The sequence below is a fragment of the Metasolibacillus sp. FSL H7-0170 genome (genome assembly GCF_038593115.1).
Classification (GTDB): domain Bacteria; phylum Bacillota; class Bacilli; order Bacillales_A; family Planococcaceae; genus Metasolibacillus; species Metasolibacillus fluoroglycofenilyticus.
This window is the reverse complement of the sequence record NZ_CP151964.1, coordinates 122,419-144,922: the sequence shown is the minus strand read 5'-3', so window position 1 is coordinate 144,922 and position 22,504 is coordinate 122,419. Positions and strand designations below refer to the sequence as shown.

At 37.6% G+C, this 22,504-nt stretch carries 26 protein-coding genes and 1 tRNA gene; 6 read left to right on the top strand and 21 right to left on the bottom strand.

The window, feature by feature from the left end; genetic code table 11:
* Positions 1 to 59 precede the first annotated feature (59 nt).
* The 8 genes from tig to MHH70_RS00625 all read right to left on the bottom strand — a co-directional run bounded on the left by tig (position 60) and on the right by MHH70_RS00625 (position 9,666).
* Positions 60 to 1,346 (bottom strand): trigger factor, encoded by a 1,287-nt coding sequence (tig, locus tag MHH70_RS00660; RefSeq protein ID WP_342472255.1) that lies wholly within the window; start codon positions 1,344 to 1,346, stop codon positions 60 to 62.
* A 114-nt stretch (positions 1,347 to 1,460) separates the two neighbouring features.
* On the bottom strand, positions 1,461 to 2,441 hold the full coding sequence (locus MHH70_RS00655) for a hypothetical protein (RefSeq protein ID WP_342472254.1): 981 nt from the start codon (positions 2,439 to 2,441) through the stop codon (positions 1,461 to 1,463).
* Positions 2,442 to 2,573: 132 nt separating this feature from the next.
* Positions 2,574 to 3,713 (bottom strand): Ger(x)C family spore germination protein, encoded by a 1,140-nt coding sequence (locus tag MHH70_RS00650; RefSeq protein WP_342472253.1) that lies wholly within the window; start codon positions 3,711 to 3,713, stop codon positions 2,574 to 2,576.
* On the bottom strand, positions 3,710 to 5,134 hold the full coding sequence (locus tag MHH70_RS00645; protein ID WP_342472252.1) for a spore germination protein: 1,425 nt from the start codon (positions 5,132 to 5,134) through the stop codon (positions 3,710 to 3,712). Before MHH70_RS00645 ends, MHH70_RS00650 begins: the two co-directional genes overlap by 4 nt.
* 1 nt (position 5,135) lies before the next feature.
* Complete coding sequence (locus MHH70_RS00640; protein ID WP_342472251.1) at positions 5,136 to 6,233, bottom strand: endospore germination permease; 1,098 nt, start codon at positions 6,231 to 6,233, stop codon at positions 5,136 to 5,138.
* A 480-nt stretch (positions 6,234 to 6,713) separates the two neighbouring features.
* Complete coding sequence (locus tag MHH70_RS00635; protein ID WP_342472250.1) at positions 6,714 to 7,532, bottom strand: sugar nucleotide-binding protein; 819 nt, start codon at positions 7,530 to 7,532, stop codon at positions 6,714 to 6,716.
* Positions 7,533 to 7,583: 51 nt separating this feature from the next.
* Positions 7,584 to 9,116: a GNAT family N-acetyltransferase gene (locus MHH70_RS00630; RefSeq protein ID WP_342472249.1), complete on the bottom strand. Its 1,533-nt coding sequence runs from the start codon at positions 9,114 to 9,116 to the stop codon at positions 7,584 to 7,586.
* Position 9,117: 1 nt separating this feature from the next.
* Entirely contained in the window at positions 9,118 to 9,666 is a 549-nt protein-coding gene (locus MHH70_RS00625; protein WP_342472248.1) for a glycerol-3-phosphate acyltransferase, read from the bottom strand.
* 496 nt (positions 9,667 to 10,162) lie between these two features.
* Here MHH70_RS00625 and MHH70_RS00620 point away from each other — a divergent pair, with 496 nt between their 5' ends.
* Positions 10,163 to 10,525: a CotD family spore coat protein gene (locus tag MHH70_RS00620; RefSeq protein ID WP_342472247.1), complete on the top strand. Its 363-nt coding sequence runs from the start codon at positions 10,163 to 10,165 to the stop codon at positions 10,523 to 10,525.
* Positions 10,526 to 10,580: 55 nt separating this feature from the next.
* Here MHH70_RS00620 and MHH70_RS00615 read toward each other — a convergent pair whose 3' ends face one another.
* The 5 genes from MHH70_RS00615 to MHH70_RS00595 form a co-directional block, all read right to left on the bottom strand.
* Positions 10,581 to 12,032, bottom strand: coding sequence for a YdiU family protein (locus MHH70_RS00615; RefSeq protein ID WP_342472246.1), 1,452 nt, complete (start codon positions 12,030 to 12,032; stop codon positions 10,581 to 10,583).
* 15 nt (positions 12,033 to 12,047) lie between these two features.
* The gene (locus MHH70_RS00610) at positions 12,048 to 12,653 is read right to left on the bottom strand and encodes a DUF5052 family protein (RefSeq protein WP_107942916.1); all 606 of its coding nucleotides are present in this window, start codon (positions 12,651 to 12,653) and stop codon (positions 12,048 to 12,050) included.
* A 107-nt stretch (positions 12,654 to 12,760) separates the two neighbouring features.
* A complete protein-coding gene (locus MHH70_RS00605; RefSeq protein ID WP_342472245.1) occupies positions 12,761 to 13,618 on the bottom strand; it encodes an AraC family transcriptional regulator in 858 nt (285 codons plus the stop codon).
* Between the two features lie 18 nt (positions 13,619 to 13,636).
* Positions 13,637 to 13,801, bottom strand: coding sequence for a hypothetical protein (locus MHH70_RS00600; RefSeq protein WP_342472244.1), 165 nt, complete (start codon positions 13,799 to 13,801; stop codon positions 13,637 to 13,639).
* Positions 13,802 to 13,938: 137 nt separating this feature from the next.
* Entirely contained in the window at positions 13,939 to 14,322 is a 384-nt protein-coding gene (locus MHH70_RS00595; RefSeq protein ID WP_342472243.1) for a VOC family protein, read from the bottom strand.
* 169 nt (positions 14,323 to 14,491) lie between these two features.
* Here MHH70_RS00595 and MHH70_RS00590 point away from each other — a divergent pair, with 169 nt between their 5' ends.
* The 5 genes from MHH70_RS00590 to MHH70_RS00570 all read left to right on the top strand — a co-directional run bounded on the left by MHH70_RS00590 (position 14,492) and on the right by MHH70_RS00570 (position 17,756).
* A complete protein-coding gene (locus MHH70_RS00590; protein ID WP_342472242.1) occupies positions 14,492 to 15,679 on the top strand; it encodes a polysaccharide deacetylase family protein in 1,188 nt (395 codons plus the stop codon).
* Between the two features lie 412 nt (positions 15,680 to 16,091).
* The gene (locus tag MHH70_RS00585; RefSeq protein WP_342472241.1) at positions 16,092 to 16,274 is read left to right on the top strand and encodes a hypothetical protein; all 183 of its coding nucleotides are present in this window, start codon (positions 16,092 to 16,094) and stop codon (positions 16,272 to 16,274) included.
* 199 nt (positions 16,275 to 16,473) lie between these two features.
* Complete coding sequence (locus tag MHH70_RS00580) at positions 16,474 to 16,740, top strand: translation initiation factor 2 (protein WP_342472240.1); 267 nt, start codon at positions 16,474 to 16,476, stop codon at positions 16,738 to 16,740.
* A gap of 110 nt (positions 16,741 to 16,850) precedes the next feature.
* Positions 16,851 to 17,018 carry a uroporphyrinogen-III decarboxylase gene (locus MHH70_RS00575; RefSeq protein ID WP_342472239.1) on the top strand — a complete coding sequence of 56 codons (168 nt, stop codon included), beginning with the start codon at positions 16,851 to 16,853 and terminating at the stop codon, positions 17,016 to 17,018.
* Between the two features lie 558 nt (positions 17,019 to 17,576).
* On the top strand, positions 17,577 to 17,756 hold the full coding sequence (locus MHH70_RS00570) for a tyrosine-type recombinase/integrase (protein WP_342472238.1): 180 nt from the start codon (positions 17,577 to 17,579) through the stop codon (positions 17,754 to 17,756).
* A gap of 164 nt (positions 17,757 to 17,920) precedes the next feature.
* Here MHH70_RS00570 and MHH70_RS00565 read toward each other — a convergent pair.
* The 8 genes from MHH70_RS00565 to MHH70_RS00530 form a co-directional block, all read right to left on the bottom strand.
* Positions 17,921 to 17,994: transfer RNA gene (locus tag MHH70_RS00565), tRNA-Arg, on the bottom strand.
* A gap of 87 nt (positions 17,995 to 18,081) precedes the next feature.
* A complete protein-coding gene (locus MHH70_RS00560) occupies positions 18,082 to 18,588 on the bottom strand; it encodes a metallophosphoesterase (protein WP_342472237.1) in 507 nt (168 codons plus the stop codon).
* Positions 18,589 to 18,673: 85 nt separating this feature from the next.
* The gene (locus MHH70_RS00555; RefSeq protein WP_107942922.1) at positions 18,674 to 19,267 is read right to left on the bottom strand and encodes an XTP/dITP diphosphatase; all 594 of its coding nucleotides are present in this window, start codon (positions 19,265 to 19,267) and stop codon (positions 18,674 to 18,676) included.
* A 2-nt stretch (positions 19,268 to 19,269) separates the two neighbouring features.
* Positions 19,270 to 20,028 carry a ribonuclease PH gene (gene rph, locus MHH70_RS00550; RefSeq protein WP_066162302.1) on the bottom strand — a complete coding sequence of 253 codons (759 nt, stop codon included), beginning with the start codon at positions 20,026 to 20,028 and terminating at the stop codon, positions 19,270 to 19,272.
* A gap of 165 nt (positions 20,029 to 20,193) precedes the next feature.
* A complete protein-coding gene (gene racE, locus MHH70_RS00545) occupies positions 20,194 to 20,988 on the bottom strand; it encodes a glutamate racemase (RefSeq protein ID WP_342472236.1) in 795 nt (264 codons plus the stop codon).
* Positions 20,989 to 21,004: 16 nt separating this feature from the next.
* Positions 21,005 to 21,448 carry a MarR family transcriptional regulator gene (locus MHH70_RS00540; RefSeq protein ID WP_066162296.1) on the bottom strand — a complete coding sequence of 148 codons (444 nt, stop codon included), beginning with the start codon at positions 21,446 to 21,448 and terminating at the stop codon, positions 21,005 to 21,007.
* A gap of 67 nt (positions 21,449 to 21,515) precedes the next feature.
* Positions 21,516 to 21,743, bottom strand: a complete 228-nt coding sequence (locus MHH70_RS00535) for a LuxR C-terminal-related transcriptional regulator (RefSeq protein WP_042474889.1) — start codon at positions 21,741 to 21,743, stop codon at positions 21,516 to 21,518.
* A 69-nt stretch (positions 21,744 to 21,812) separates the two neighbouring features.
* Complete coding sequence (locus MHH70_RS00530) at positions 21,813 to 22,259, bottom strand: thioesterase family protein (protein ID WP_066162293.1); 447 nt, start codon at positions 22,257 to 22,259, stop codon at positions 21,813 to 21,815.
* Between the last annotated feature and the right edge of the window lie 245 nt (positions 22,260 to 22,504).

Sequence of the window (22,504 nt, the reverse complement as noted above, 5' to 3'; positions counted from 1 at the left end):
CTAAATGAAGATGGAGCCTCTCAAAATTTTGAATGGCGCCAACCACAATGTATAGTAGATTAAGAAATTTTCGCGCTTTCAACTAGCAATTCAACTGTTTTTTGAGTACGAATATCGTTTTCTAAAACAGACGTGCCACCTAATGCAGCCGTAATTTGGTCAACTGTCATACCGAATTGTGCAGACATTTTTTCTAATTCTGCTTTAATATCTTCCTCAAATACTTCGATTTTTTCAGCAGCTGCGATAGCTTCTAATGTTAATGACACACGTACGCGGCTTTCAGCATCAGCAGTCATTTGCTCGCGTAATGCAGCTTCATTTTGACCTGAGAATTGGTAGTAAAGCTCAAGGTTCATACCTTGCATTTGAAGGCGTTGCTCAAATTCTTGTACCATGCGGTCAACTTCTGAATTAATCATTGCTTGTGGGATATCGATTTCAGCGTTTTCAGCTGCTTTTTCAACTAATTCATCACGCAATGCCGCTTCAGAATCTGCTTCTTTTTGTGCTGCAGTTGTTTCTTTGATTTTTGCGCGTAAAGCTTCAACGCTCTCAACCTCTGAATCTAATTCTTTTGCAAACTCATCGTCTAATTCAGGTAATACTTTTGTTTTTACTTCCTTCACAGTTACTTTGAAAGTAGCTTCCTTACCAGCTAGTTCAGCAGCGTGATATTCCTCTGGGAAAGTAACAACAACATCTTTTTCTTCTCCAGCTTTCACGCCTACTAATTGCTCTTCAAAGCCTGGAATGAATGAGCCTGAACCAATTTCTAATGGGTAGTCAGAACCTTTACCACCTTCAAAAGCTTCGTCACCTACAAAGCCTTCAAAATCGATAACTGCTGTGTCACCTTCGATAATTGCTTCGTCTTCTTTAATTTCAAGCTCTGCTTTTTTTGCTAATTCTGCTTCGATTTGGGCTTCTACTTCTTCATCTGTTACTTCTATTGGAAGCTTCGTTACTTCAAGACCTTTGTAGTCTCCTAGTTTCGGCTCTGGTTTAACCGTCACTGTTGCTGTGAATGTGAAGTCTTCACCTTTAGCAAAGTTTTCAGTTCCATCGATTTCAGGGAAATCAACTGGCTCAATACCAGCTTCATCAATTGCATTAGCATATGCATCTGGAATGATAATTTCTAAAGCATCTTGATAAAGTGCTTCAACACCAAAGCGTTTTTCAAACATTGGGCGAGGCATTTTCCCTTTACGGAAACCTGGCACGTTAATTTGCTTTACAACTTTTGCGAATGCTTCATCTAATGCTTTGTTTACTTTTTCAGCTGGTACCTCGATTGTTAATAAACCTTGGTTACCTTCTTGTTTTTCCCATTTAACTGACATATATATAACCTCCAAAATTAAATTGCTCTGTTTACAAACATATTTGTTTTATACAGTTTCTACAACCATTTTAGTATATCACAGATGTGTAATGTTTCAACTTTTTTCATACGTTTATAGTAATTCTGAATATGTTTCAAGTTGTTGCAAAAATTCAACAATTTCATCATCCGTCTCTTGTACTTTGCCAAATAACATATGCACATAGTCAACATAGCTCTCCGCCACATCCTCGGAGTCATAATCAAGCCATTCAAAAGGATATGTGACAATCGCATGCTTTGCAAGTAGTTGTTGTACCATCTCTAAAGTCGTTGGATCTTGCTCCAACATCATTCCTATATATGCCGCAACTTTTCGGAACTCAGGCATTTCTGTAGGCAATGCCAACTGAGCGGGATTCACAGTGCGCTGATAATGGAACTTTTTCATAACGATAGGTACATTCACTTGTTGCTCTACTAGCAAAACGAGTGTAAGACTTCGTATAAACGGATGTATTTCTTCGTTCTGAATAATCGTAATAAGCGGCTGAATAATTGGACGAATATTCGTGTCTGTTAGCTGATAAATCGCTTGAAGTTGCTCGGACTCTGAAAGCTGTAAAAAGTGCGCTATCGAAAACTCTTCAAGCGCTTGCTCCTCGGGCTCTTCTTGAAGAAACTGATTACTTGCGATTTCTGCATTTAGCTTTTTCAGACGTTGAAATTTATCAATTTGATTTTCTGGAATAGTCCCTTCCTCAAGCAATGTTTCAATCAATTTTTCCACTTGTTTAAATTCACGCAGCTGCATAGAAATCGTTAAATAGAGCTCCATCGCTTCAAAATACATTGTTGGGCCGATAGCTAAAAGCTCTTCACACACTTTCTTTGCCTGCTTATACGCACGTATTTCATATAATGAATATGCATAAACACTTAAAGCAATCTCATCGCCCTCTATATAACGCAATGCGTCTGCAAATGCTTCGCAAGCTAAATTGTATTGATAGCTTTCCGCATAAGTATGGGCTTGTTCCAATAATCGTTCACCTAGACCGGGAAACAGTATTACATTATTCGCTTGGCGCAATTGTCGCTTCTTTTTTTTCAAACTACTCACTCCCGTTACGGTCAACTTTAGCTTATTTACTTCATCATTTTACATGTGAATAGCGTATCGGACAACAAGAAGCCTTGAAGGGCGTCCGAAAAAAGCGTGCTAACGCACGCTTTTCGAACCCAATTAATGCCTTACCGTTCTTTCTGTTCTTATTTTTTCGATACTGACATCTAACTCTCGAATTGAATCCTCTGTTAGCTGAATTTGCCCATTTTTATTTAGACGCTGCCATGCTTTCAGCTTTTTGCGATAAGCCTGCTCAGACAGGCGAAACACATCCATTTCTTGCTCTATCCCTTTTAAATAAGTACGCTCCACCTCTTTTTTAATTTGCTCTATTATCCCTTTTTTTAATTTTTCCTCTCCCTTTTGCCCGTCTTCTCCACTTGTTGTTACTTCCACTTCAATTGCTATATCGAACCGTAGTTGTCCATCCTCCTCAACAGGTGTAATTTTCTGCTTTACATTGTCTATAATAACTGTGGTAAACTCTTTTTTTTGATTGCCGTCATTTTCCAACGTAATTTGCGCCCGCGATGTATCTTCAGACATCCAGCGCAAGCCTTCTGCATCCCCATCAAATAAAGAGCCTTTTAAACTCGATTTAGTGATGACACTAATCCCTTTTATTTCAAGAACAGGGTCTACTCCTTTTGGAGTCTCCCAACGATTACTGGAAACAATAAAAGGAATATTTACCTCATGACCCGGCTCATCTAGATGAATAAGTAGAGTGCGTAAGCTTACTGGGTCAACAAAGGATTCCTGATAAAAGGTATTCATCGGATCTGCCGTTCTCGAAAAAGTCATTCCTTTGTTTAAAATTGGTGTAACAAGTAGTAGCTCGTCTAGCGGCTCATCGCTCGTGTATACCCACATCGTATAACGTGTCTCTCGGTAACGTACAAATGAATCAATAGCTTGTACTAACTCTTCACTTTCTAAAAGTTCCTTAGAAAAAATAACATAAGTTAAATGTCCCCATAAAATCCGTTGATCAACGGCGCGATATAAATTTACTGCTGCCTCATCAATTGTTTTTCCCGTCGCACGACCAACCTCTGTCTGTATGGCATTAGTACTTGGTTGGTCTGATCTAGCGATACTTGATAAATCCAATAATTGCGCATAAATTTCGAATTCCCCATCCTTATAATCAACACCTATGCCATGAATATAAAGCATGCGCTCTGGTTCATTATTATCCCAACAGGCGGTTAGAAATAGGCTACACATGATAAAAAAATAAATGCTTTTTTTCATTTCGAGCCACCTTTCGTCTTATCCTTTACATGTAATGATTTAGGACGCATCGCCTTCTTTTGTGGAACCTCGCGAATTAAAGATTTTTTTACCGTTTGCCAGTTCAAATCTGACGCTATATTTAAATACGGAACACCGAATAGGCGAATACCTGCTAAATAAGCAATTAACGCATATAAACATACAAAAAAACCAAACAAGCCACATACCGCTGTGACTAAAATAAAGCCAACACGAAGTAAATTTACCGCTGTTACAAGTGATTGATTTACAAGTGTAAATGTAGCAATTGTAGAAATTGCGATTACAACAATCATGGCAGGGCTTGTCACACCCGCACGTATTGCTGCATCGCCAATAATTAAACCGCCAACTACACTAATCGTTCCGCCAAGAACGCTAGGTAAGCGCATTCCTGCCTCGCGGAAGAGCTCAAACATTAACAACATTAATAACATTTCCAGTGATGAGGGTAACGGTAAACCTCGATTGGCTTGTACGACTGTTGCAAGCAATTGAAAAGGTAGCTGCTCTTGATGGAAAGTAGTCAGCGCTAGCCAAAATGCTGGCAATAATAAACCGAATAAAATACCAAATAAACGTAAAAGACGCTCAAATGAACTAAAAATTACCGGATATTCGTTATCCTCACTTGTTTTTAATAACATCAGCAAGTTAATCGGAAATACAACTGCATATGAAGCACCGTCGACTAAAATTAAAAAGCGTCCACTTACAAGTGACTGTACAGCAAAATCACCTCTCGCAGTATCTGTTGTACGTGGTATTAATCCCCCGCTTTTACTAATACGTTCCATTAATAAATCCGCACTTATAATGATGTCTGTATCAATCTCTTGAATTTGCTTGCGAATACTATGCAATATTTGGTCATTCGCAATATCGTTCATATAAAGAAGGGCAACAGTTGTTTTTGAGCGCCTTCCTACAATATATTTTTCAACAGACAGCGAATTTGTCGGCAAACGCTTACGAATAATAGCGATATTCACGCTAATATCCTCAATAAAGTTATCGCGAGGCCCTTTAACGAGTACTTCTAAATTTGTTTCTTCTGGATTTCGATTTGGCTTTTTAGCAATATTGCTGGAGAACAGCAGTTGCTCCTGCTCAAAATAAATAACAACAAAGCCTGTAAAAACAAGTGTTACTACCTCTTCCAATGACTCTACACGCTGCAAATTAGGCACGTATAGCTGCTCTTCAATTGATTCGTCCTGCTGCTGACGAACCATTTTTACCCGTGGTATAATGACCTCATTTAATAAATGTGAATCAACCATTGCATCACACGTAATTATACTGACTGTCGATGTCTGGAATTGATATGTTTGAAATTGTACATCTGCCGTTTGATTAAATAATTCGCGTAGCTCCTCATTCGTTATTTTTTGTTGCATATCATTGCTCCACCTTCTTTCTTGCTGTTTTTTTCGTTTTCTTTAAAGAAATTAATATTAGAATAATTCCCCATATAAAGAAAAATATAAAGGTAGTTATTAAAAAGTACTCACCCTTTATTTTCAAAAATGTGCGGTCATTGAACAAAAATAATGGTAAACTGACAGCGCTAAAAGCTGGCACTATAATTTTTAATATACGCTTTCTTTGGCCTTCTAAACGTAGTAAATGAATTGTAATAAATATGATAAAGCCGATGCGCATAAAAGCACCTGTTAGCCATTGATAGATGGAGAAGAAATCAACGTGCTCAACAAAACGCCCAATAGAGGCAAGTCGCCACTCCTCATACGCAGGATAATATTGATTTTTAGCTTCCGCAGGTCCAAACTCTGCAATAGCCCCTACAAGGGGTCCAAGCGTTAAACCAAGTAAAATCAGCCAAATAATCGCAAAATGATGCCATTTCATGCGCTTTTTTAGTTGATTTTGAATAAGCAAAATAAAAAAGATTTCAACAAAGCCTGACGCAGGGTATAATCCCGCGTATAAAACTTGTGATACCCCGTGCTCCAAAAAAGGAAGCAGTAGCTCATAATCTTTTATTTTTATATTAACGAATGCGACAAAAAAGCCTAAAAATATAACACCTGCCAGTACAATTACATTTACAATTACAATTCCTTGTACCCCAGTGGTTGCTAAAAAAACACACAACGCAATATAGATGACAGTTAATAGTAAATCAGGTGTTTCAGGTAAAAAGGTTACCTTTACCCATTGCATTGTTTCACGTAATGTAAATGCAGCTATTATCAATAAAAACACAATAAATGTATAGGTAATTACTCTTTCCCATACTTTCCCTACTTTTTCAACTAACCAATCTCGAAAGGGCATACCACCAATTTGTTTGTGTAAATAAATAATCATCAACAGCCATGGGAGTAAGACAATTACAGACCAAAAGACAGACATCCATGCATCCCGACCTGCCCTGTTAATTAAAGGTGGAAGAATTGTTACATGATTTTTCAATCCAATAACTGTCATCATCAAAAGTATGATATGCAATACGCTAATTTTTTTTTGATTCATATTTCATCACTCATTTTATTTAAATTTCACAATAAGTGAGCTCGCTTTTCTTCATACCACTTTATTGCTATACATAGCTTTTCCATTGTTTCCATGTTTCATAAGTTAAAATTGCAAATTATCTACTATGGTGAGCATCTTATTTTATAGGAAGTATTTCTGAATTTAATTTTGATAAAATAAGGGAGAATTGCATGCGAGTCAGTCAAAAGAAGAACGAGTGCATTTAAACAGGCGAAATAAAAAAAGGCGTCTAAAATGTGACTTTGAGACGGCCCTTTGCTATGAGGATAGTAACAATTAATTGTGACTACTGCAGGAGAAAATCTTTTATGTGTCAAAGGCGAAACGGTAGATATACCAAATTTTAGTCAGTATTAAATAATAGAAGTTAAGGCTATCTGAAAAGGAATATCTTTTTGGATAGCCTAGTTTATTAATTATTCACCTTTTCAATAGGGCAGCGTATTTATTTAAAACTTATTGTGCTAAATAAGCAATAATTTCTTTATTCGTCATTTTCATAGATTTTGGTATATCGTCACGATTTGATAGCAGACCAAAATAATGAGTAGTTTCAACATTTTGATAAAGATTATATTGAATATTTATATTTTCATTTGTAAGTTTGTGAATCAATTCTTCATAGAATTCACTTTCTTTCATCATATCTACTGCACATAAATGGAAAATTCCCTTTAATTCATTTTCAAAGATGAAACGCATTTGACGAGCTAATTGTATATCTAATAAAAAATTACATTGTAAATTACTATAAGCCTGTATCGGCATAGCTGATTCAATTTTCGATTTCACATCATTAAAGCGGGGCGAATTCTTTCCCCAAATCCCAGGAATTCTAATTATATTGGCACGATTTCCGAGTGATTCTACTAACATCTTCTCACATCTTATTTTATATTGACCGTAATCTGATTTTGAAATAGGTTCATCATTTTCATTATGATGTTTTGATAAATCGCCATCGAAAACATTTGTAGTCGAGAAATAATAAAGTAAACTTTTTGTGCTTTTTAATTCATTAGCGAGAAGACTATGGAAATTAAATTGCTCTTCAAAATCGCCCCTTAAACTAGAAACAATAATATCTGGCTTAGTTAATTGAAGTATTTCACGTATCACTTCCCCATCCTGCACATTTAATTGAAATTGCTTGTCAAATGCAAGCTCCGTCGCTGTTGAAAAATAAGTACCATATACATCGAAATCATTTAAACATTCCTTCGCTATCGCTTTTCCAACTAAACCACTTGCCCCGAGGATTAATATTCTCTTCAAGCTACAGCCTCCTTTTTAAAATACAGCAGTAATAAACATCACACTTTTTCTTTAATCAAGTAATTGATACTGTGTGTAAATAGTCGCTAATAAGGTAAAGGCTTCTTCAAAATAAGGTTGAATAATGCTTAGCTGTACTAAATCTCTATTTTGTAAATAACTACTTTCATCATGCAAGTAAATACCATTCAGCTTTAAATCATTACCAAAACGGCGCAATTCATGCGGCAATGCAAATGTTGCAATCATCGGATAAGCATTTGTTTTATACGCATATTTTTTATAGCATGACCACCCTTCTAGCATTTTCATGCGCTGTGCCAACAGCTCATAGCGATCAGGATAGTAGCGCAATGCAGCTAACGAGCTATGAAGAAGTGCTGCCGGCAATGTAAACGGTATTTGCCAATTGGCATAGTATGCTAAATTGATATAGAGCGGTGCCTGATTAGGCTGCGGTTGATGATTCGAAAAAACAAAGGATAATCCACTTAGTGCTCCAATTGCCTTACCGCTAACAGCCGTTGCCAAATAAAATGGCGCTAGCGAGAATGGGAATGCACCAAATGAGCTAATACAATCAGCGCAGACGACCACATCATAGCGTGCAGCAATCTTAACTAGCTGTTCACCATTACACATCCCAGTCGACGTTTCGCCATGTACATAGAGCAGCCATTTATACTCCCCTTGCGCAAGCTTTTCTTCAATGCTTGCTAAATCGAATGGCTCATGCCAAGCGAAGGTTAGCACATCAAACAGCATTTCCTGTTGATTTGCCTGTTTTGCTAAACGCTCACCAAACTCACCATTTGTTATAATGAATCCTTTACTCTCTGAAAAATCAGACTTTAATTGTGCTAGCATTACTTCATTCGCCAATGTCCCTGTGCCAACAAATGGCGTTACATACTGTGTATGTGCTAATGCTAATAAACGCTGCTGCAGCTCTTGAAACAGCAATTGAAAGGCAAAGGAACGATGCGATAAATCCGTATATGAAAGCGGCTCTTGCTGGTATACGGGACCCGGATAAAAAGTCAAAGCATGTCGCCTTAAACGCTGACGTAAAGATGCGCTATTTTCTCTCGTTAATACCATTGGTAAAAATAACGCTTCATTTGTTCCCACAGCCTTAGCAAATTGGTGAAAGCCCATTTGTTTATATAGTTTCTCTTCCCTTGTTGTACCGGATATGACACAAGCTGTGTATCGACGCTCAAATAAATAATTTGCTAATGCCTGCGCAAGTCGAAAAAACACGCGCCCATTACGAAATTGCTTTTTGATTGCTAACAGTCGGACTTCGCATAACTTATCGCAAATTTCATCTGGTAAATATTGTTCTACATCGCCTATTTTACTATCTAACGAGAAGGGGCGTTTATCACGCAATGCTAGCATACCAATTAGTTGTTGCTCTTTATAGACGACAAGATATGTATTATCTGCATGAAATTGATCTACTAGGCGATGTGTTGCATTCGGTTCATGCTGCGGGATTTCCTCCACGAATGTTGCATAATTTAATGTTGCTATTTGGTCAAATTCTTTTTCAGTTGTCGCTATTTTACACCAGTACATACTAAATCAGCCTTTCTTTTATGTTTTGTCGATGCTGCCATAAAACAACTATAATACTGCAAATAAGCGTTGCAGGTAATACTCCTGTAAAAATAACAATCATACTATATAAAATCAACGCAATACAGAAGCCAAATGTTGCGCTTTTTAAAAAATAAGCCGACGCTATAAAACTAAAAACGAATATAGGAAAATAGGAAAAATTTAGTGCAACAAGAGCACCGACAATCGTAGCAACTCCCTTTCCTCCTTTAAAACGAAGCCAAAAGGGATAGAGATGCCCAAGCAATGTACAAAACACTGCCCATGTAATGACCGTTTCTTCAAATTGAGCATAACGTCCAATTAATACAACAATGACACCTTTTAAACCATCGCCTACTGCTGTCACGACAAAAGCCTTTTTGCCAAAAACCCTTCCTGCATTACGTGCACCTAAATTTCCGCTGGACTGTCGCTGCAACGAATAGCCATACCATTTCCCTACAAACCACGCAGTCATTATTGCACCTAATAAATAGCTGCCTAATAAATAATAAACAATCATCATCGACTTTTCACTACTTTGGATAATTGCACTCTACTTCTGTCAATATTGCCCATTTCCCTCACATGCTCCGCCCCATTTCTCTCTTTAATCAATTACGTCTTGGCTAACTCTAGTTTGGTTTCAGCTTTAGGCCCATCCGATTATCGTTACGCACCTTAGACTGTGTTCCTCTGTGACAATCCCCCTCCGATCATTTCGTTACTTGCAGAGGTCTTTTATACCTATCGCTTTGCTTTCAATACAAAATCCTGCGGTTACTCGTCGCAAAAAACATGTGCTCCTGCGGTTACTCGTCGCAAAAAACATTGCTGAAAGAAGTTAAACCTCCTTCCCTTAAACGATGGAATTTTCTTATATTTTACATTAATTCATTACCATGTGGAATCAGACTACTTCTATTTTTTCTACTTCACAATAGGCATAACTATAGAACTGTGTCATCCTTTCTCATATGTTAAATATGACTTACTATTTCAGCGAAAAAGGAGGACTCAAAATGGTTAATAGATTTGGGGGCAATCCCCCTAATAGAGGTGGCTACTGGGACAACATGGTTGGCGGTGCATTTGGAGGCAATCAGATGGCAGGAAGAGATGCGCAATTTTTACCAACACAAGTAGGACCAACACAATTCAGTCAACCAATCGTTTCACCAACGCGTCAATTTGTACAAACAAATGTGACAAATACAGTTGTACCGCATGTTCACCCTTCCCACTTAACAGTTGTAAATCGCCAAATGATTAATAATCAACACTACTTCCCACATACACAATCCGTCATGAATGAATGCTTTGAAACGACAACAATGTGTGGTCAGCCATTTAATCCATGCAATCATAGACGTGGCAGACGTTAATAAATAAAAAACGAGAATTGTGTGGGTGCCAGGCACTCACACAATTCTCACACAATTATGTTCCGCAAAATGTTCTGTAGGTGCAGCTTGTAGCAGGGGGTAATGCTGCATACTTTTCTTGCTCAGTTGTATAAGCAAAAGGCTGTGTCAATACTTCTAACAATTGCTGCAAAGGTAGCAAATTCCCTTCATTAGCAGCGTCTAATGCCTCTTCCACACGATGATTGCGTGGGATAATAGCTGGATTATGCTGTCGCATTGTAAGCTGGACAAGCTCAGCTGATTGCGGTTGCCGCTGTAATCGCTCTTGCCATTTATTTTGCCACTGTTTGAATGTCTCAAGTTGGAACAGCGCATTATCTTCAAATTGGCCTAAAGTTAAGGCGCGAAAAGTATTTGTATAATCCGCTTCATTCACTTCCATCCATTGCAGTAGCTCGTCAATTAACGCAAGGTCTTGTGTTTCCTCTGTTATAATCCCAAGCTTTAAGCGCATTCCCGCTAACCAGTTCGCTTCATACAATTGAGGAAAGCGTTGAAGTGTCTGCTCAGCAATTTTAATTGCTTGTGCCGAATCAGGGTCCATTAACAATAGCAAGGATTCCGCAAATCGAGCTAAATTCCAAAGTGCCATATTCGGTTGGTTTTGATATGCATAACGACCATTTGCATCAATGGAGCTAAACACTGTTGAAGGTTTATATTGGTCCATAAACGCACACGGTCCATAATCAATCGTCTCACCGCTAATTGTCATATTATCCGTGTTCATCACGCCATGGATAAAGCCTACTAATTGCCATTTTGCAATCAATTCAGCCTGTTTTTCAATAACAGCTTCAAGCAATTTCGTATATCGCTGCTCCTCATTTTGTAGCTCAGGGTAATGGCGCTGTATAGCATAATCTGCTAAAGCTTGAAGCTCCTTCTTCATGCCCCATCTTGCCGCATATTGAAATGTACCTACGCGCAAATGGCTGCTGGCAACGCGTGTTAGTATAGCTCCTTGCAACGCCTGCTCTCGCATAATCATTTCACCCGTCGTAACAACCGCTAAGCTGCGCGTTGTCGGAATGCCGAGCGCATGCATTGCCTCACTAATAATATATTCACGCAACATCGGCCCTAGCGCCGCACGCCCATCTCCACCGCGCGAAAAAGGCGTGCGCCCAGCACCCTTTAATTGAATATCAACGCGCTCATTGTCTGGTGTTATATGCTCTCCTAAAAGTATAGCTCGTCCATCACCAAGCATATTAAAATGACCAAACTGATGACCCGCATACGCTTGTGCTAAAGGCAAGCTGCCAACAGGCTCCTTATTTCCAGCGAACTCTAGAATTGCTTCTTCACTTTGCAATGACAGTCCATTTAAACCAAGCTTTGAGGCAAGCTGCTCATTGAGAATGACAAGCTTTGGCTCCTGAACAGGATTCAACGCCATCGATGCAAAAAAAGTATGGGGTAGCTGTGCATAGCTGTTATCAAAACACCAGCCACTATTCATAAAATGCCTCCTATCTTATTGTAATAATGCTAAATCGTAAATTGTATAATCACAACGATAAATGAATAAATAACGATCATCAATCAATAAGCCTGTTGCCTTATCAATTTCCGTTGCAAAATAGCTTACATCCTCCCCAACAAATGTTGCAAGTGGTTGTCCTGCTTGTGAACGAATTAATACAATCTTATCCTTCCCTATCGTTGAATTTTTCATATCATTCACCATGCGATTAATAAACGGTACAGAACGATCAAAATTATCAATATCTACAGTTTGTGCATATTCCTCAAAAATATTTGTTAAACCGTCCTCATAAGCTATTAAGCTACTTCCAACATGCAGCATTTGCTTGCCACCAATCGTAATATCAAGCACTGACGATTTTTCAACAGTATTACCTTCAGCATCCTTCATCGCAAATTTATCATCCGCCTTGATACTAACACTTTTCCCTTTGATTTGGTCAATAATTTGACTACTCTCATCATATGTTTGTATCGTAATTTCTCTCCCTATAAATTGCTCCTTTATATTGCCAAAACCCCATTGTAAAAGGTTACAACCCGCTAATGTAAGTATTGAAACACCTAATACGAATACTAAAATAAATTTTTTCATATGTATAACTCTCCCTTGCTTTCTTTACTATTTTTACGGTTCATCTTGTAAATAGTTTCATTTTAAAAACCCCTAAACCGAGAAACAGGGCTTAGGGGAGTACAAAATTATTTAACTGGAATCCAAATTTCAGATACTAAATCTTCTTTAAATGGGTCTTCATCAGAATACACTTCTAGTTCCGCTGTTCCAGCAGGCTCATATGGATTCGAAGGAAACCATTCAGAATAAATTTTCTTCCAAGCATTTTGCATCGCCTCAGGCATTGGACCAACTACTTCAAACACAACCCATTTTGCTGCTGGAATTTCTAATGTCGCTAAATGCTTCGGTGTCTCGCCGTTAGCAGCAGTAGCAATCCAATAATCAATCATATTACCTGCATCTTTTTGTGGTAAGCAAACACCTAGCACACCTTTAATTTCGCCATTGTTCAGTCTAAATAACTCCGTGTCAGTGCCGTTTTCATTTACTTCATTCCAAAATCCCGGAATTCCTTGCAAATTCTCGCCATTTGAACAATTATATGTTCTTTTAATTCCTACAACTTGAAACGCTTCTTTTTCAATAATTTTGTACTTCATCGGTTCTGCTCCCTTCAAACTCACCTGGATAACGAGGCGGTTATATGCTTGTAGTACGCATTGTTTTTTTCTTGCATCACTCGGCGTCACACCGTGTAACTTGCGGAACGCCTTTGTAAATGCCTCAGGAGAATCATAGCCATATTTGTAGGCAAGGTCGATTATTTTTTGTTCTGTCATCAACACTTCCTGTGCTGCCAATGTTAATCTGCGCTTTCTTATATAATCAGCAATTGTCATATCTGTTAATAACGAGAATGTTCGTTGAAAATGATAAACTGAACAATTAGCTTCACGTGCGATTTGCTCTATCGTTATATTTTCTAACAAATGCTCCTCCATATAATGAATCGCCTTTTGAATCGACTCTATCCAACTCATTATGCCCTCACTCCTTGCTTAAAGCATACATCTACCTGTGCCGCCTCGTCCTGTCATATTATGCCCACAGTGGACAGGTTTGAAAGTTGAAAAATCCTCTTGGTGCGGATTTTCCGTTCTTAACGATGGTTTATTTTTGAGACTTTCCATTAAATACGTTTCAATTCCTTGCATCTTATTCAAATGGACCCTCTGATTTATTTAACTAAATATTCAATTTGCATATACCAATACTACACCTTAGAAATTAACCTTCGTTAAATCTCCTTTATAATGTGTAGTTATTATGTATGCATACTCCTGTCCATTATAAGGGTGCTTTATTCAATAGATGTACATATTTCAATATAATGTCCGTCTGGGTCTGCAACGTAAGCAACAGTTTGCCCCCATGGCTTTACTACTGGCTCCTTTACCACTTTTACCCCCTGTGTACGAAGCGTTTCAACTGTTGCCTGTACATCCTCCACCACAAAACCAATTTCAAATGTTTGCGAGGCTGTCAATGCTTCTGGCACTTCCAGTCCTATTTCCTCATTAACTGACTGACGTGTATTAAACGATAACGTTGTTTGTCCCGTATCAAATTCAACATACGTTCCTTGTTGCATTTTGACAGACAACCCTAAAATATTTTGATAAAAATGCATTGTTTTCTCTAAATCATTTACATACAGAATGATATACTTCATTGCTAATTTCATTTTTTCCCCACCCCTTAAAAATTTCAACTATTATTATAACATTCTGAAAGTATCGTTTCCATCTCACTTGAGAAATAGCAAATTGGAATGAGCTGTTATTTTTGGTATTGACTAATATTTTTTAAACACTAATAATTAGACAGAGAAATAGAAGGAGCTATGATAGTTCATGTTAAAAAAAGTAAGCTATTTTATCCTATTTTTTATATTGCTATTTGCAATCAATTTAAGCGAAGGAGAAGCAAGCGAAGTCAATTATATTACGATAAAAGAGGACGATGTACCTGTTTTTAACAATATAACGAGCAGAGCGTCTGTCGGCTTTTTGAAAATACATCAAACTTATAAAGTAAATAGCGAAGAGCAAAACTATTGGAAAATAAACTTCGGAAATGGAGTCGGCTATGTAGCTAAAAACCATGCAACAGCGACTTCAAAAAAGGAAAAAGCATCAAAGGAATATAAATCGAAGAAAATTATTATTATAAATGAAAACACGACTGTTTATGAAAAAGCCTCACCTAAAGCGAAGTCAATTGCTGTCATTGCAAAAAATCAACGCTATCCAATCGTCTCGAATCATTATTTTAATTGGTATAAAGTGAAAATCGGTGGAAAAATCGGTTATATTCATAAAGAAAATACAGAAAAGGATAAGGGCATCCCCGTCCTCATGTACCATCATTTACTGCCTGATGCCCTAAACAAAAAGTTTCGTGATATATCTGCAGTAACTTCTGTTGAAAATTTTGAAGCACAAATGAAATGGCTATCCGACAACGGCTATCAAACCATTTTATTACAGGATTTAGAGCAATTTTTAAACAAAGAAATAAATTTACCCGGAAAAGTCGTAGCAATTACATTTGATGATGGACTAAAATCCAATTATCTATATGGGCACCCTATTTTAAAGAAGTATCATTTCCAAGCTACTGAGTTTTTAATTACAAGCAGAATTCATCTTGACAAAACGCCAGACTTCACCCCTGATGCCATTCAAACTTTAAGCATGACCGAAGTCGAGGCAATGAAGGACATATTCGACCTTCAAAGTCACACTCATAATTTACATGCGGCGAAAAACGGAAAAAGCCATGTCCTGCTCAAAAGCTATGAGGAAGTAAAAAATGATTTCCAAATGAATATCGATATGATCGATTCACAATATATGGCCTACCCATTCGGTCAACACAAAAGGCAAACAATTAAAATTTTGAAAGAACTCGATATGAAAATGGCCTTTACAATCAAAAAAGGAAAGGTCAAAATCGGTGATAACCCTTATAAATTAAAACGGCTAGCTGTCAATTACGACCATACACTAGAGGAATTCATTGAATTAGTGGTAAACTAGCCTACTAACAAAAAACTGCGTGAAAACCTCCAAACTTGAGGGCTTCACGCAGTTTTTCGTTGACAGTGCAAATTATATTAATCAAAATAAAAAGCCGCATTACTGCGACCGATTTCGACTTACTATATATTCATTTTTTAAAATTAAAGGCGCAGATTCCTTTGGAATCTTTTGCGCCCTAAAAAATGATGGCTAACCAACCATCATTTTTATTATTGCCAATAGGAATAAAATTATTCAAAAAAGATGGTTGTCATGTATAGAGGTTAATGCACTAACGACATACTGATGCCAGCATAATCGGCATTGTGCTTAATGCTCAGTTAATGCAAAGTATTAACAATCATAAATTAAAATACCTCCCATATTTTTAGCATATAATCTAATATCAATAAAAAGGAGGTGTAGCTATATGTTTAAACTTGGTAATTTTTTGATTGTATCAGGCATATTACTTATACTTTTATCTGCAATAGGAAGTTTCTTAAGTTTTTTACCTGAAATAATAAATGGTTACTACTTATCAAGTGCTGGTACAACTTTCACTGTTGCAGGAATAACCATCAATAAAAGATATCCACTTAATAGAAGGTAATCAGATAGAAAACAGCTAATTAATTACCTAGCTGAAACCTAAGTGCTGTCAACATTTCTATACCTCCATTACTGCACTTTATTGTACATATTAGATTCAGCCAACAATAAAATTCATATCGTCACCCTTCTTTCCTTAAACACATAGGATACATTTAAGGTAATTTATCACTATGAAAGAAAAGGGGATATTGATAAGAATGGTTAAAAATAATTCACAACAACCTTCAGATATAACAGATATTCAGATAGCTAGACTTGCATATATCGGCGCTTCAATTGCAACATTGGGCGACGCCCTTTCTGCTGTTGCAGCAGGTTTAGCATTAAATGCTTTAGAAAAATCAAATAGCCAAAATCCTCAAAGTCAAAATAGTGACCAATCTAAAGATGTAGAGGACTTACAAAAACAAATAGACTATTTAATAAATGAATTAAAACAAGTAAAAAAAATGATGCGATATTGACCAATTAATTGGTCAATTTTGTTATTTTCTGACCTGTCATACTGCGGATTTTGATTCAAGAATAAATACTTAATAATTTCTCATACTAACTTTAATAACCGAGTGAGGATGTGATTGATTTGGTAAAAACAAAGTTCGCAGCTCTTGAACCTGAGCAACTTAATGAAATAAAACATCTGGAAGAGAAATTAGAAGTAACATTAATTGCTTATGACCTCTATGAAACTGAAGGGCAAACACAGCAAGGAAATAATTCCGGCGTCATTAACCCATCGTAAAGCTTGCCTTTTAGTAATGTTTGAGTTCTTTGGATTCAAACATTTTTTCTTTTTAAAGCAATTTTCATTGTGCTTAGTAAAACCCCACATAAACAGTTACATTTGGTATATAAGTTCTCATACTCTGCTCGTAGTTCAGCGATATTATACAATCTCTCACCTGCCTTTAAACTTGTTAAATGAACCGTGCATTAAAATTAATTAGTGAAGCAATGAAATATTAGCAGTAACCGAAGTTGAGTTACCCTTGGCTAAAGGAATAGAACTCAATATAAAAGGGCGTTCTTTCGCAGACTATTTCGAGGAATGGGTAAAAACGTAAAATCTCAATATGGTTGATAGTGTGAATCGTGTACTAGCATACTACCTATGCAAAAGCTAAATACGCACATAAGGGCATGTGCAAGGGACACAAAATAATAATTGATAAACAATAGTTTAAAAATTAATTCTGTTACAGCCTGTAACACCACACGATTTACTATTTTATCATCCGAACAGTGTAGGCCTGCATAGAACGAATAAAGTGCTCACAGGCATTTTAAATAGGCTAGAAAGATGCATGACTTACGATATACACATGCTAGCGTTCTTCTTTACAAAGGTGTGAATGTTCAATCCGTTTCACAGCGTTTAGGTCATGGAGATATTCAAACTACTTTAGACCATTATGCACACGTGTTAAAAGAAATGGAACAACGTGATGAATTAATCGCGGTGAATGTCTATGTACAATAAGCTTTTAAGGATGTTTACCTTGTATACATTTTGTATACCTAAATTCAAAACTCTACCGTTTTCTATCGTATTCCAAGAAAAGTAAAAGACGTTAGAAACATTGATATATCAATATTTCTAACGTCTTTATTCTCACACTCTCACATGTGATTTTTACTAAAAAACGTCCCCAGTAGGATTCGAACCTACGACCGCGAGCTTAGAAGGCCCGTGCTCTATCCAGCTGAGCTATGGAGACAATTGCTTTAATAACATACATAACTGGTATTAAAGACAATATTTATTATATGAATAAAGCATCGTAAAGTCAATATAATTTTTAAAATTATTGCTGTTCAAATTGTACTGTTTCGAATAATTCACCTTGGCGGGTAAAACATTCTATGATGTACTTTGTGTGTTCCTTTCTCAGAACGACATAGCTTTGCTCGCGGCGCCCTCTCGGCATTAATAAGCTGCCCGGGTTGATGAAGAGAATGCCATCAATCATCTCGGCGCCAAGCAAATGGGAATGTCCGAAGCAACAAATCGTCGCACCAAGCTCTTTCGCACGATATGTTAAGTTTAATAATGACGATTTGACTTGGAATAGATGACCATGTGTGACGAAAATTTTTACATCCCCATGTGATACTACTTGCTCATCAGGAAAGCGAGTGTCCGTATGGTCACAGTTGCCACGCACCCGAATCATCCCTGCCAAATGAGGGTGCTCATATGAAAGTTCGCTATCTCCACAGTGAATTAGTACATCAATATCTTCATGTTGGTTGCGTACATGACGAATTACCTCTGCATCCCCATGCGTGTCGCTCATTACTAGTATTTTCATATTTACTGCCCCTTCTTTATTGCAATAAAGTGCTTCTTCAGCTCGTGAGGTTTGTGTATATTCCCCTCGGATTATTAATATAAGATTAAATTAAAGTTGGAAGTGCGTCTGCTAATTTGCGAATGGCGTTGCCACGATGTGAAATGGCGCCTTTTTCCTCTGGTGAAAGCTCTGCCATTGAGCGCTGTAAATGAGGCACGTAAAAAATTGGGTCATAGCCGAATCCGTTTGTACCGCGCTTCTCTTGTAAAATATAGCCCTCGCATGTGCCAAATACTGTATATGTTTCTAATTTAGGCCCTGCAACTGCCAATGCGCAGCAAAAACGTGCTGTCCGTTGCTCCTCAGGCACACCTTGAAGCTTTTCTAACACTTTAACAATATTCGCCTCATCATCGTGATCTCCTGCATAACGCGCTGAATAGACGCCTGGTTCTCCGTTTAATACATCAATTGCTAAACCGCTGTCATCTGCGATTACAAGCATTTGAAGTGACTCGGCTAAAGCCTCCGCCTTTAATATTGCATTTTCTTCAAATGTTGTGCCAGTTTCTTCGATTTCCATGTGTGGCGCAACATCAAACATTGTGACTACCTCATAGCCGAGCGGTGTAAATAACGCTTCAAAATCTTTTGCTTTGCCTTTATTTTTTGTTGCAATTACTACTTGCTTTGTCATCGTTATTGCGCTTCCTTTCTGTTATCAATCAATGTAGCGATAGGACCGAGTGCTTGCTTTTGCTGTAGGATAAGCTCCTTAATACCCATCTCACCTAATGCTAATAATTCATTCAATTCAGCACGGGAGAATGTTGCTTCCTCACCTGTACCTTGCACTTCTACGAAGCGTCCTGCACCTGTCATAACGATATTCATATCGACCATTGCAGCGACGTCCTCTACATAGTTTAAGTCTACTACAGCGCCAATCTCCTCGACAATTCCAACACTTGTTGCAGCTAAATAATCGATGATTGGGAATGTTTCAAACGGTTTTTCTTCTGCAAATTTGGCAATCGCTTGTGCCATCGCCACAAAAGCACCTGTGATGGATGCTGTACGTGTGCCGCCATCCGCCTGAATTACATCACAATCAATCCATATTGTTTTTTCACCTAATGCTTGTAAATCGACGACAGCACGCAATGCACGCCCGATTAGACGCTGTATTTCCATCGTGCGACCATTTACCTTACCACGCGCTGATTCACGCTGTGTGCGCTGCGCTGTGGCTCTGGGCAGCATTGAATATTCTGCTGTAATCCAGCCCTTCCCCTGCCCTCTTAAAAAGCCCGGTACTTTGTCTTCTATTGTCGCTGTACAAATGACTTTTGTATTCCCTACAGTAATTAGTACAGAGCCTTCTGGATGTATTAAATAATTTGTATCAATATGGACTTGGCGTAGCTCATCTACCGCCCTTTCATCATATCTAATCATGAAAATCCTCCTTTTCTTACGCGCACTAATCTTACCATATATTATGTAGTCAAAAAAAGTAGTAAGTGGTACGAAATATTATACTAACATGAAAAAGAAAAAGCCGCAGGAAAGAAACCGTCTAAAATGATTTTTCAGACAGTTACTTCCTAACAGCTTAACTTATTAAAATGTAATGCGCTCGATTGATAAGTTTTCCTTCTCTAGCCAGCGTTCAGCTATTGAGCGGAAAATAGGCACAGACCCTGACGCAAAAAAAACATGCCGTGGCGTCATTTCATTTGTGCGCAATTGATGATGATAAGATAAAGTTTCCCACACATGACAAGCAGTTTCTTCCGCTGAAGAAACAACATGTATGCCCGCTCCTATAGCGGCTTCAATTTGCTTTTGAATGATAGGGTAATGTGTACAGCCTAAAATGACTGTATCAAAGTTTGCGTCTTTAATTGGCTTCAGACCATCCGCCACTAAATTAAAAGAAAATTGGCCTTCATATTCCCCACTTTCCACAAGTGGAACAAATGTCGGGCAAGCGAGCGGAAGCACCTTCACCTTTGTTGATAGCGAGTATAGTGCTTTTTCATATGCAGCGCTTTTTATTGTACCTTCTGTAGCGAGTACAACAACCTCATTACGCTTTGTTTTTTTGATTGCAGCACGTGCACCTGCGTTAATTACGCCGATAACAGGTATCGACATTTTTCTTTGCAAGCTCTCCAAAGATACCGCCGACGCTGTATTACAAGCAACAACAAGCATTTTAATGTTCATTTTTTCTAAAGCTTTCGCCATTTGCCACGTAAATTGGCGTACTTCTTGCTCTGTCCGTGGTCCATATGGGCATCTAGCAGTATCACCAATATAGTATATGATTTCATTCGGAAGCAGTTTCATGATAGCTTTAGCTACCGTTAATCCACCGACACCCGAATCAATTACACCTATAGGGGCATCCATATAAACCGCCTCAATCCTATTTCATTTGTACATGTAATTTCTTTAAAAGTCGTACTAAATCAGTTGCTTCTTCGACATCAAAATCATCCATAATATTTCGTAAATAGTGTCGTCGTTGCTCGATTACTTCTTGAATGATACGCTCTCCCTCAGGCAGTAAATGAATGCGTACAACACGTCGATCCTGTTCATCACGAACACGCTGTACAAGTTTTGTTTTTTCCATTCTATCCACTAAATCTGTCGTCGTACTAAAAGCTAAATACATTTTGGTTGATAAGTCACCAATTGTCATATCGCCTGCTTCTTGCAACCATTGTAGCGCTACAAATTGCGGAGGTGTTATTGTATAGTTACTTAAAATTTCGCGACCTTTTTGTTTAACTAAGTGTGAAATAAATCGCAGTTCTTTTTCTATGGTAGCTATAGAATCAGCACTATGTTTTTCGTTATTTTGCATTTTCTAAGATCACTCCTAACAACAATTCATAGCTCTATTTTGAGGTTTTTTTTAAAAAATAGCAAGCTTACGTTCCATTTAACTTTAATTCTTGTAGTCGTAATAATTCGATTAATGCTTGAGTTCTACTTGAAACACCTAATTTTTGTATTGTATTGGAAATATGATTGCGAACAGTTTTTTCGCTAATGCCAAGTTTTTCCGAAATTTCCTTTGTCGAGTAGTCTTCGATTAGTAATTGGAATATTTCACGCTCTCGTTTCGTTAATAACAAGCGCGATTGTGAGTTCCCCATATTATACACCCTCCTATCCTGTTCTTTGTAAAATATGTGAATAGGAGCATTACGGTGAGGGCGATTTCACTACTTCGCAAGCATTAGTTGTTTTGTCTGCTCTGACCAGCCTTGCGCTTTCCCTGTTTCACGATTTATTTGCACAATTGTGCCTCGTCCCGTAAAAACAGGGAAATTTTTTTCATTTTTTGCAAGATAGTGAATATCAACAGAGCTAGAGCCGATTTTTGCTGCTTTTACGAAAATTTGCAAGCGTTCATCAAAAAACACTTGTTGCAAAAAATCGCATTGCAAATCTGCAACGACAGGAATAGTTTCACTGTTTGGTGATGTCCAATCCGTCATTAAACCAAGCGATTTTAAAAATTCGATACGTGCCATTTCAAAATAAGTAAACGGTACTGTATTATTTAGGTGCCCGTACATATCGGTTTCACTAAAGCGTACTTTCACCTCAATCGAGAATTGAAATTCTGCCATCCACTGTTCTGTATTTTCAATATATGCTGCGCGCATAAAAAATCCCCCTTAACCCTTATAATGAATACTCATTCATTATAACATATAGAGATTGGAGAATTCACGTATTGACTTAGCCTACGTTTATAGAATTGATTGGCGATTCAGTTAGAAACAGCGTCAGCTTCGCATCTATTGACTTCAGTTACTACTAAAATTCACCAGTGGAACTTCATAGTGAAAATAATTTTTTGCAACGAAAAAAGCCATCTGAAAGCATGTATACTTTCAGATGGCTTTTA

Excerpts from the sequence above, each read along its gene's own strand:
- MHH70_RS00610 (WP_107942916.1), bottom strand. The coding sequence starts at position 12,653 with ATGAAAAAATTTATTTTAGTATTCGTATTAGGTGTTTCAATACTTACA.
- MHH70_RS00540 (WP_066162296.1), bottom strand. The coding sequence starts at position 21,448 with ATGCAAAATAACGAAAAACATAGTGCTGATTCTATAGCTACCATAGAA.
- MHH70_RS00645 (WP_342472252.1), bottom strand. The coding sequence starts at position 5,134 with ATGCAACAAAAAATAACGAATGAGGAGCTACGCGAATTATTTAATCAA.
- MHH70_RS00530 (WP_066162293.1), bottom strand. The coding sequence starts at position 22,259 with ATGCGCGCAGCATATATTGAAAATACAGAACAGTGGATGGCAGAATTT.
- MHH70_RS00650 (WP_342472253.1), bottom strand. The coding sequence starts at position 3,713 with ATGAAAAAAAGCATTTATTTTTTTATCATGTGTAGCCTATTTCTAACC.
- MHH70_RS00590 (WP_342472242.1), top strand. The coding sequence starts at position 14,492 with ATGTTAAAAAAAGTAAGCTATTTTATCCTATTTTTTATATTGCTATTT.
- MHH70_RS00585 (WP_342472241.1), top strand. The coding sequence starts at position 16,092 with ATGTTTAAACTTGGTAATTTTTTGATTGTATCAGGCATATTACTTATA.
- MHH70_RS00595 (WP_342472243.1), bottom strand. The coding sequence starts at position 14,322 with ATGAAATTAGCAATGAAGTATATCATTCTGTATGTAAATGATTTAGAG.
- tig (WP_342472255.1), bottom strand. The coding sequence starts at position 1,346 with ATGTCAGTTAAATGGGAAAAACAAGAAGGTAACCAAGGTTTATTAACA.
- racE (WP_342472236.1), bottom strand. The coding sequence starts at position 20,988 with ATGGATGCCCCTATAGGTGTAATTGATTCGGGTGTCGGTGGATTAACG.
- MHH70_RS00625 (WP_342472248.1), bottom strand. The coding sequence starts at position 9,666 with ATGATGATTGTTTATTATTTATTAGGCAGCTATTTATTAGGTGCAATA.
- MHH70_RS00535 (WP_042474889.1), bottom strand. The coding sequence starts at position 21,743 with ATGGGGAACTCACAATCGCGCTTGTTATTAACGAAACGAGAGCGTGAA.
- MHH70_RS00560 (WP_342472237.1), bottom strand. The coding sequence starts at position 18,588 with ATGAAAATACTAGTAATGAGCGACACGCATGGGGATGCAGAGGTAATT.
- MHH70_RS00630 (WP_342472249.1), bottom strand. The coding sequence starts at position 9,116 with ATGTACTGGTGTAAAATAGCGACAACTGAAAAAGAATTTGACCAAATA.
- MHH70_RS00605 (WP_342472245.1), bottom strand. The coding sequence starts at position 13,618 with ATGAGTTGGATAGAGTCGATTCAAAAGGCGATTCATTATATGGAGGAG.
- rph (WP_066162302.1), bottom strand. The coding sequence starts at position 20,028 with ATGATTAGATATGATGAAAGGGCGGTAGATGAGCTACGCCAAGTCCAT.
- MHH70_RS00640 (WP_342472251.1), bottom strand. The coding sequence starts at position 6,233 with ATGAATCAAAAAAAAATTAGCGTATTGCATATCATACTTTTGATGATG.
- MHH70_RS00620 (WP_342472247.1), top strand. The coding sequence starts at position 10,163 with ATGGTTAATAGATTTGGGGGCAATCCCCCTAATAGAGGTGGCTACTGG.
- MHH70_RS00615 (WP_342472246.1), bottom strand. The coding sequence starts at position 12,032 with ATGAATAGTGGCTGGTGTTTTGATAACAGCTATGCACAGCTACCCCAT.
- MHH70_RS00555 (WP_107942922.1), bottom strand. The coding sequence starts at position 19,267 with ATGACAAAGCAAGTAGTAATTGCAACAAAAAATAAAGGCAAAGCAAAA.
- MHH70_RS00580 (WP_342472240.1), top strand. The coding sequence starts at position 16,474 with ATGGTTAAAAATAATTCACAACAACCTTCAGATATAACAGATATTCAG.
- MHH70_RS00570 (WP_342472238.1), top strand. The coding sequence starts at position 17,577 with ATGCATGACTTACGATATACACATGCTAGCGTTCTTCTTTACAAAGGT.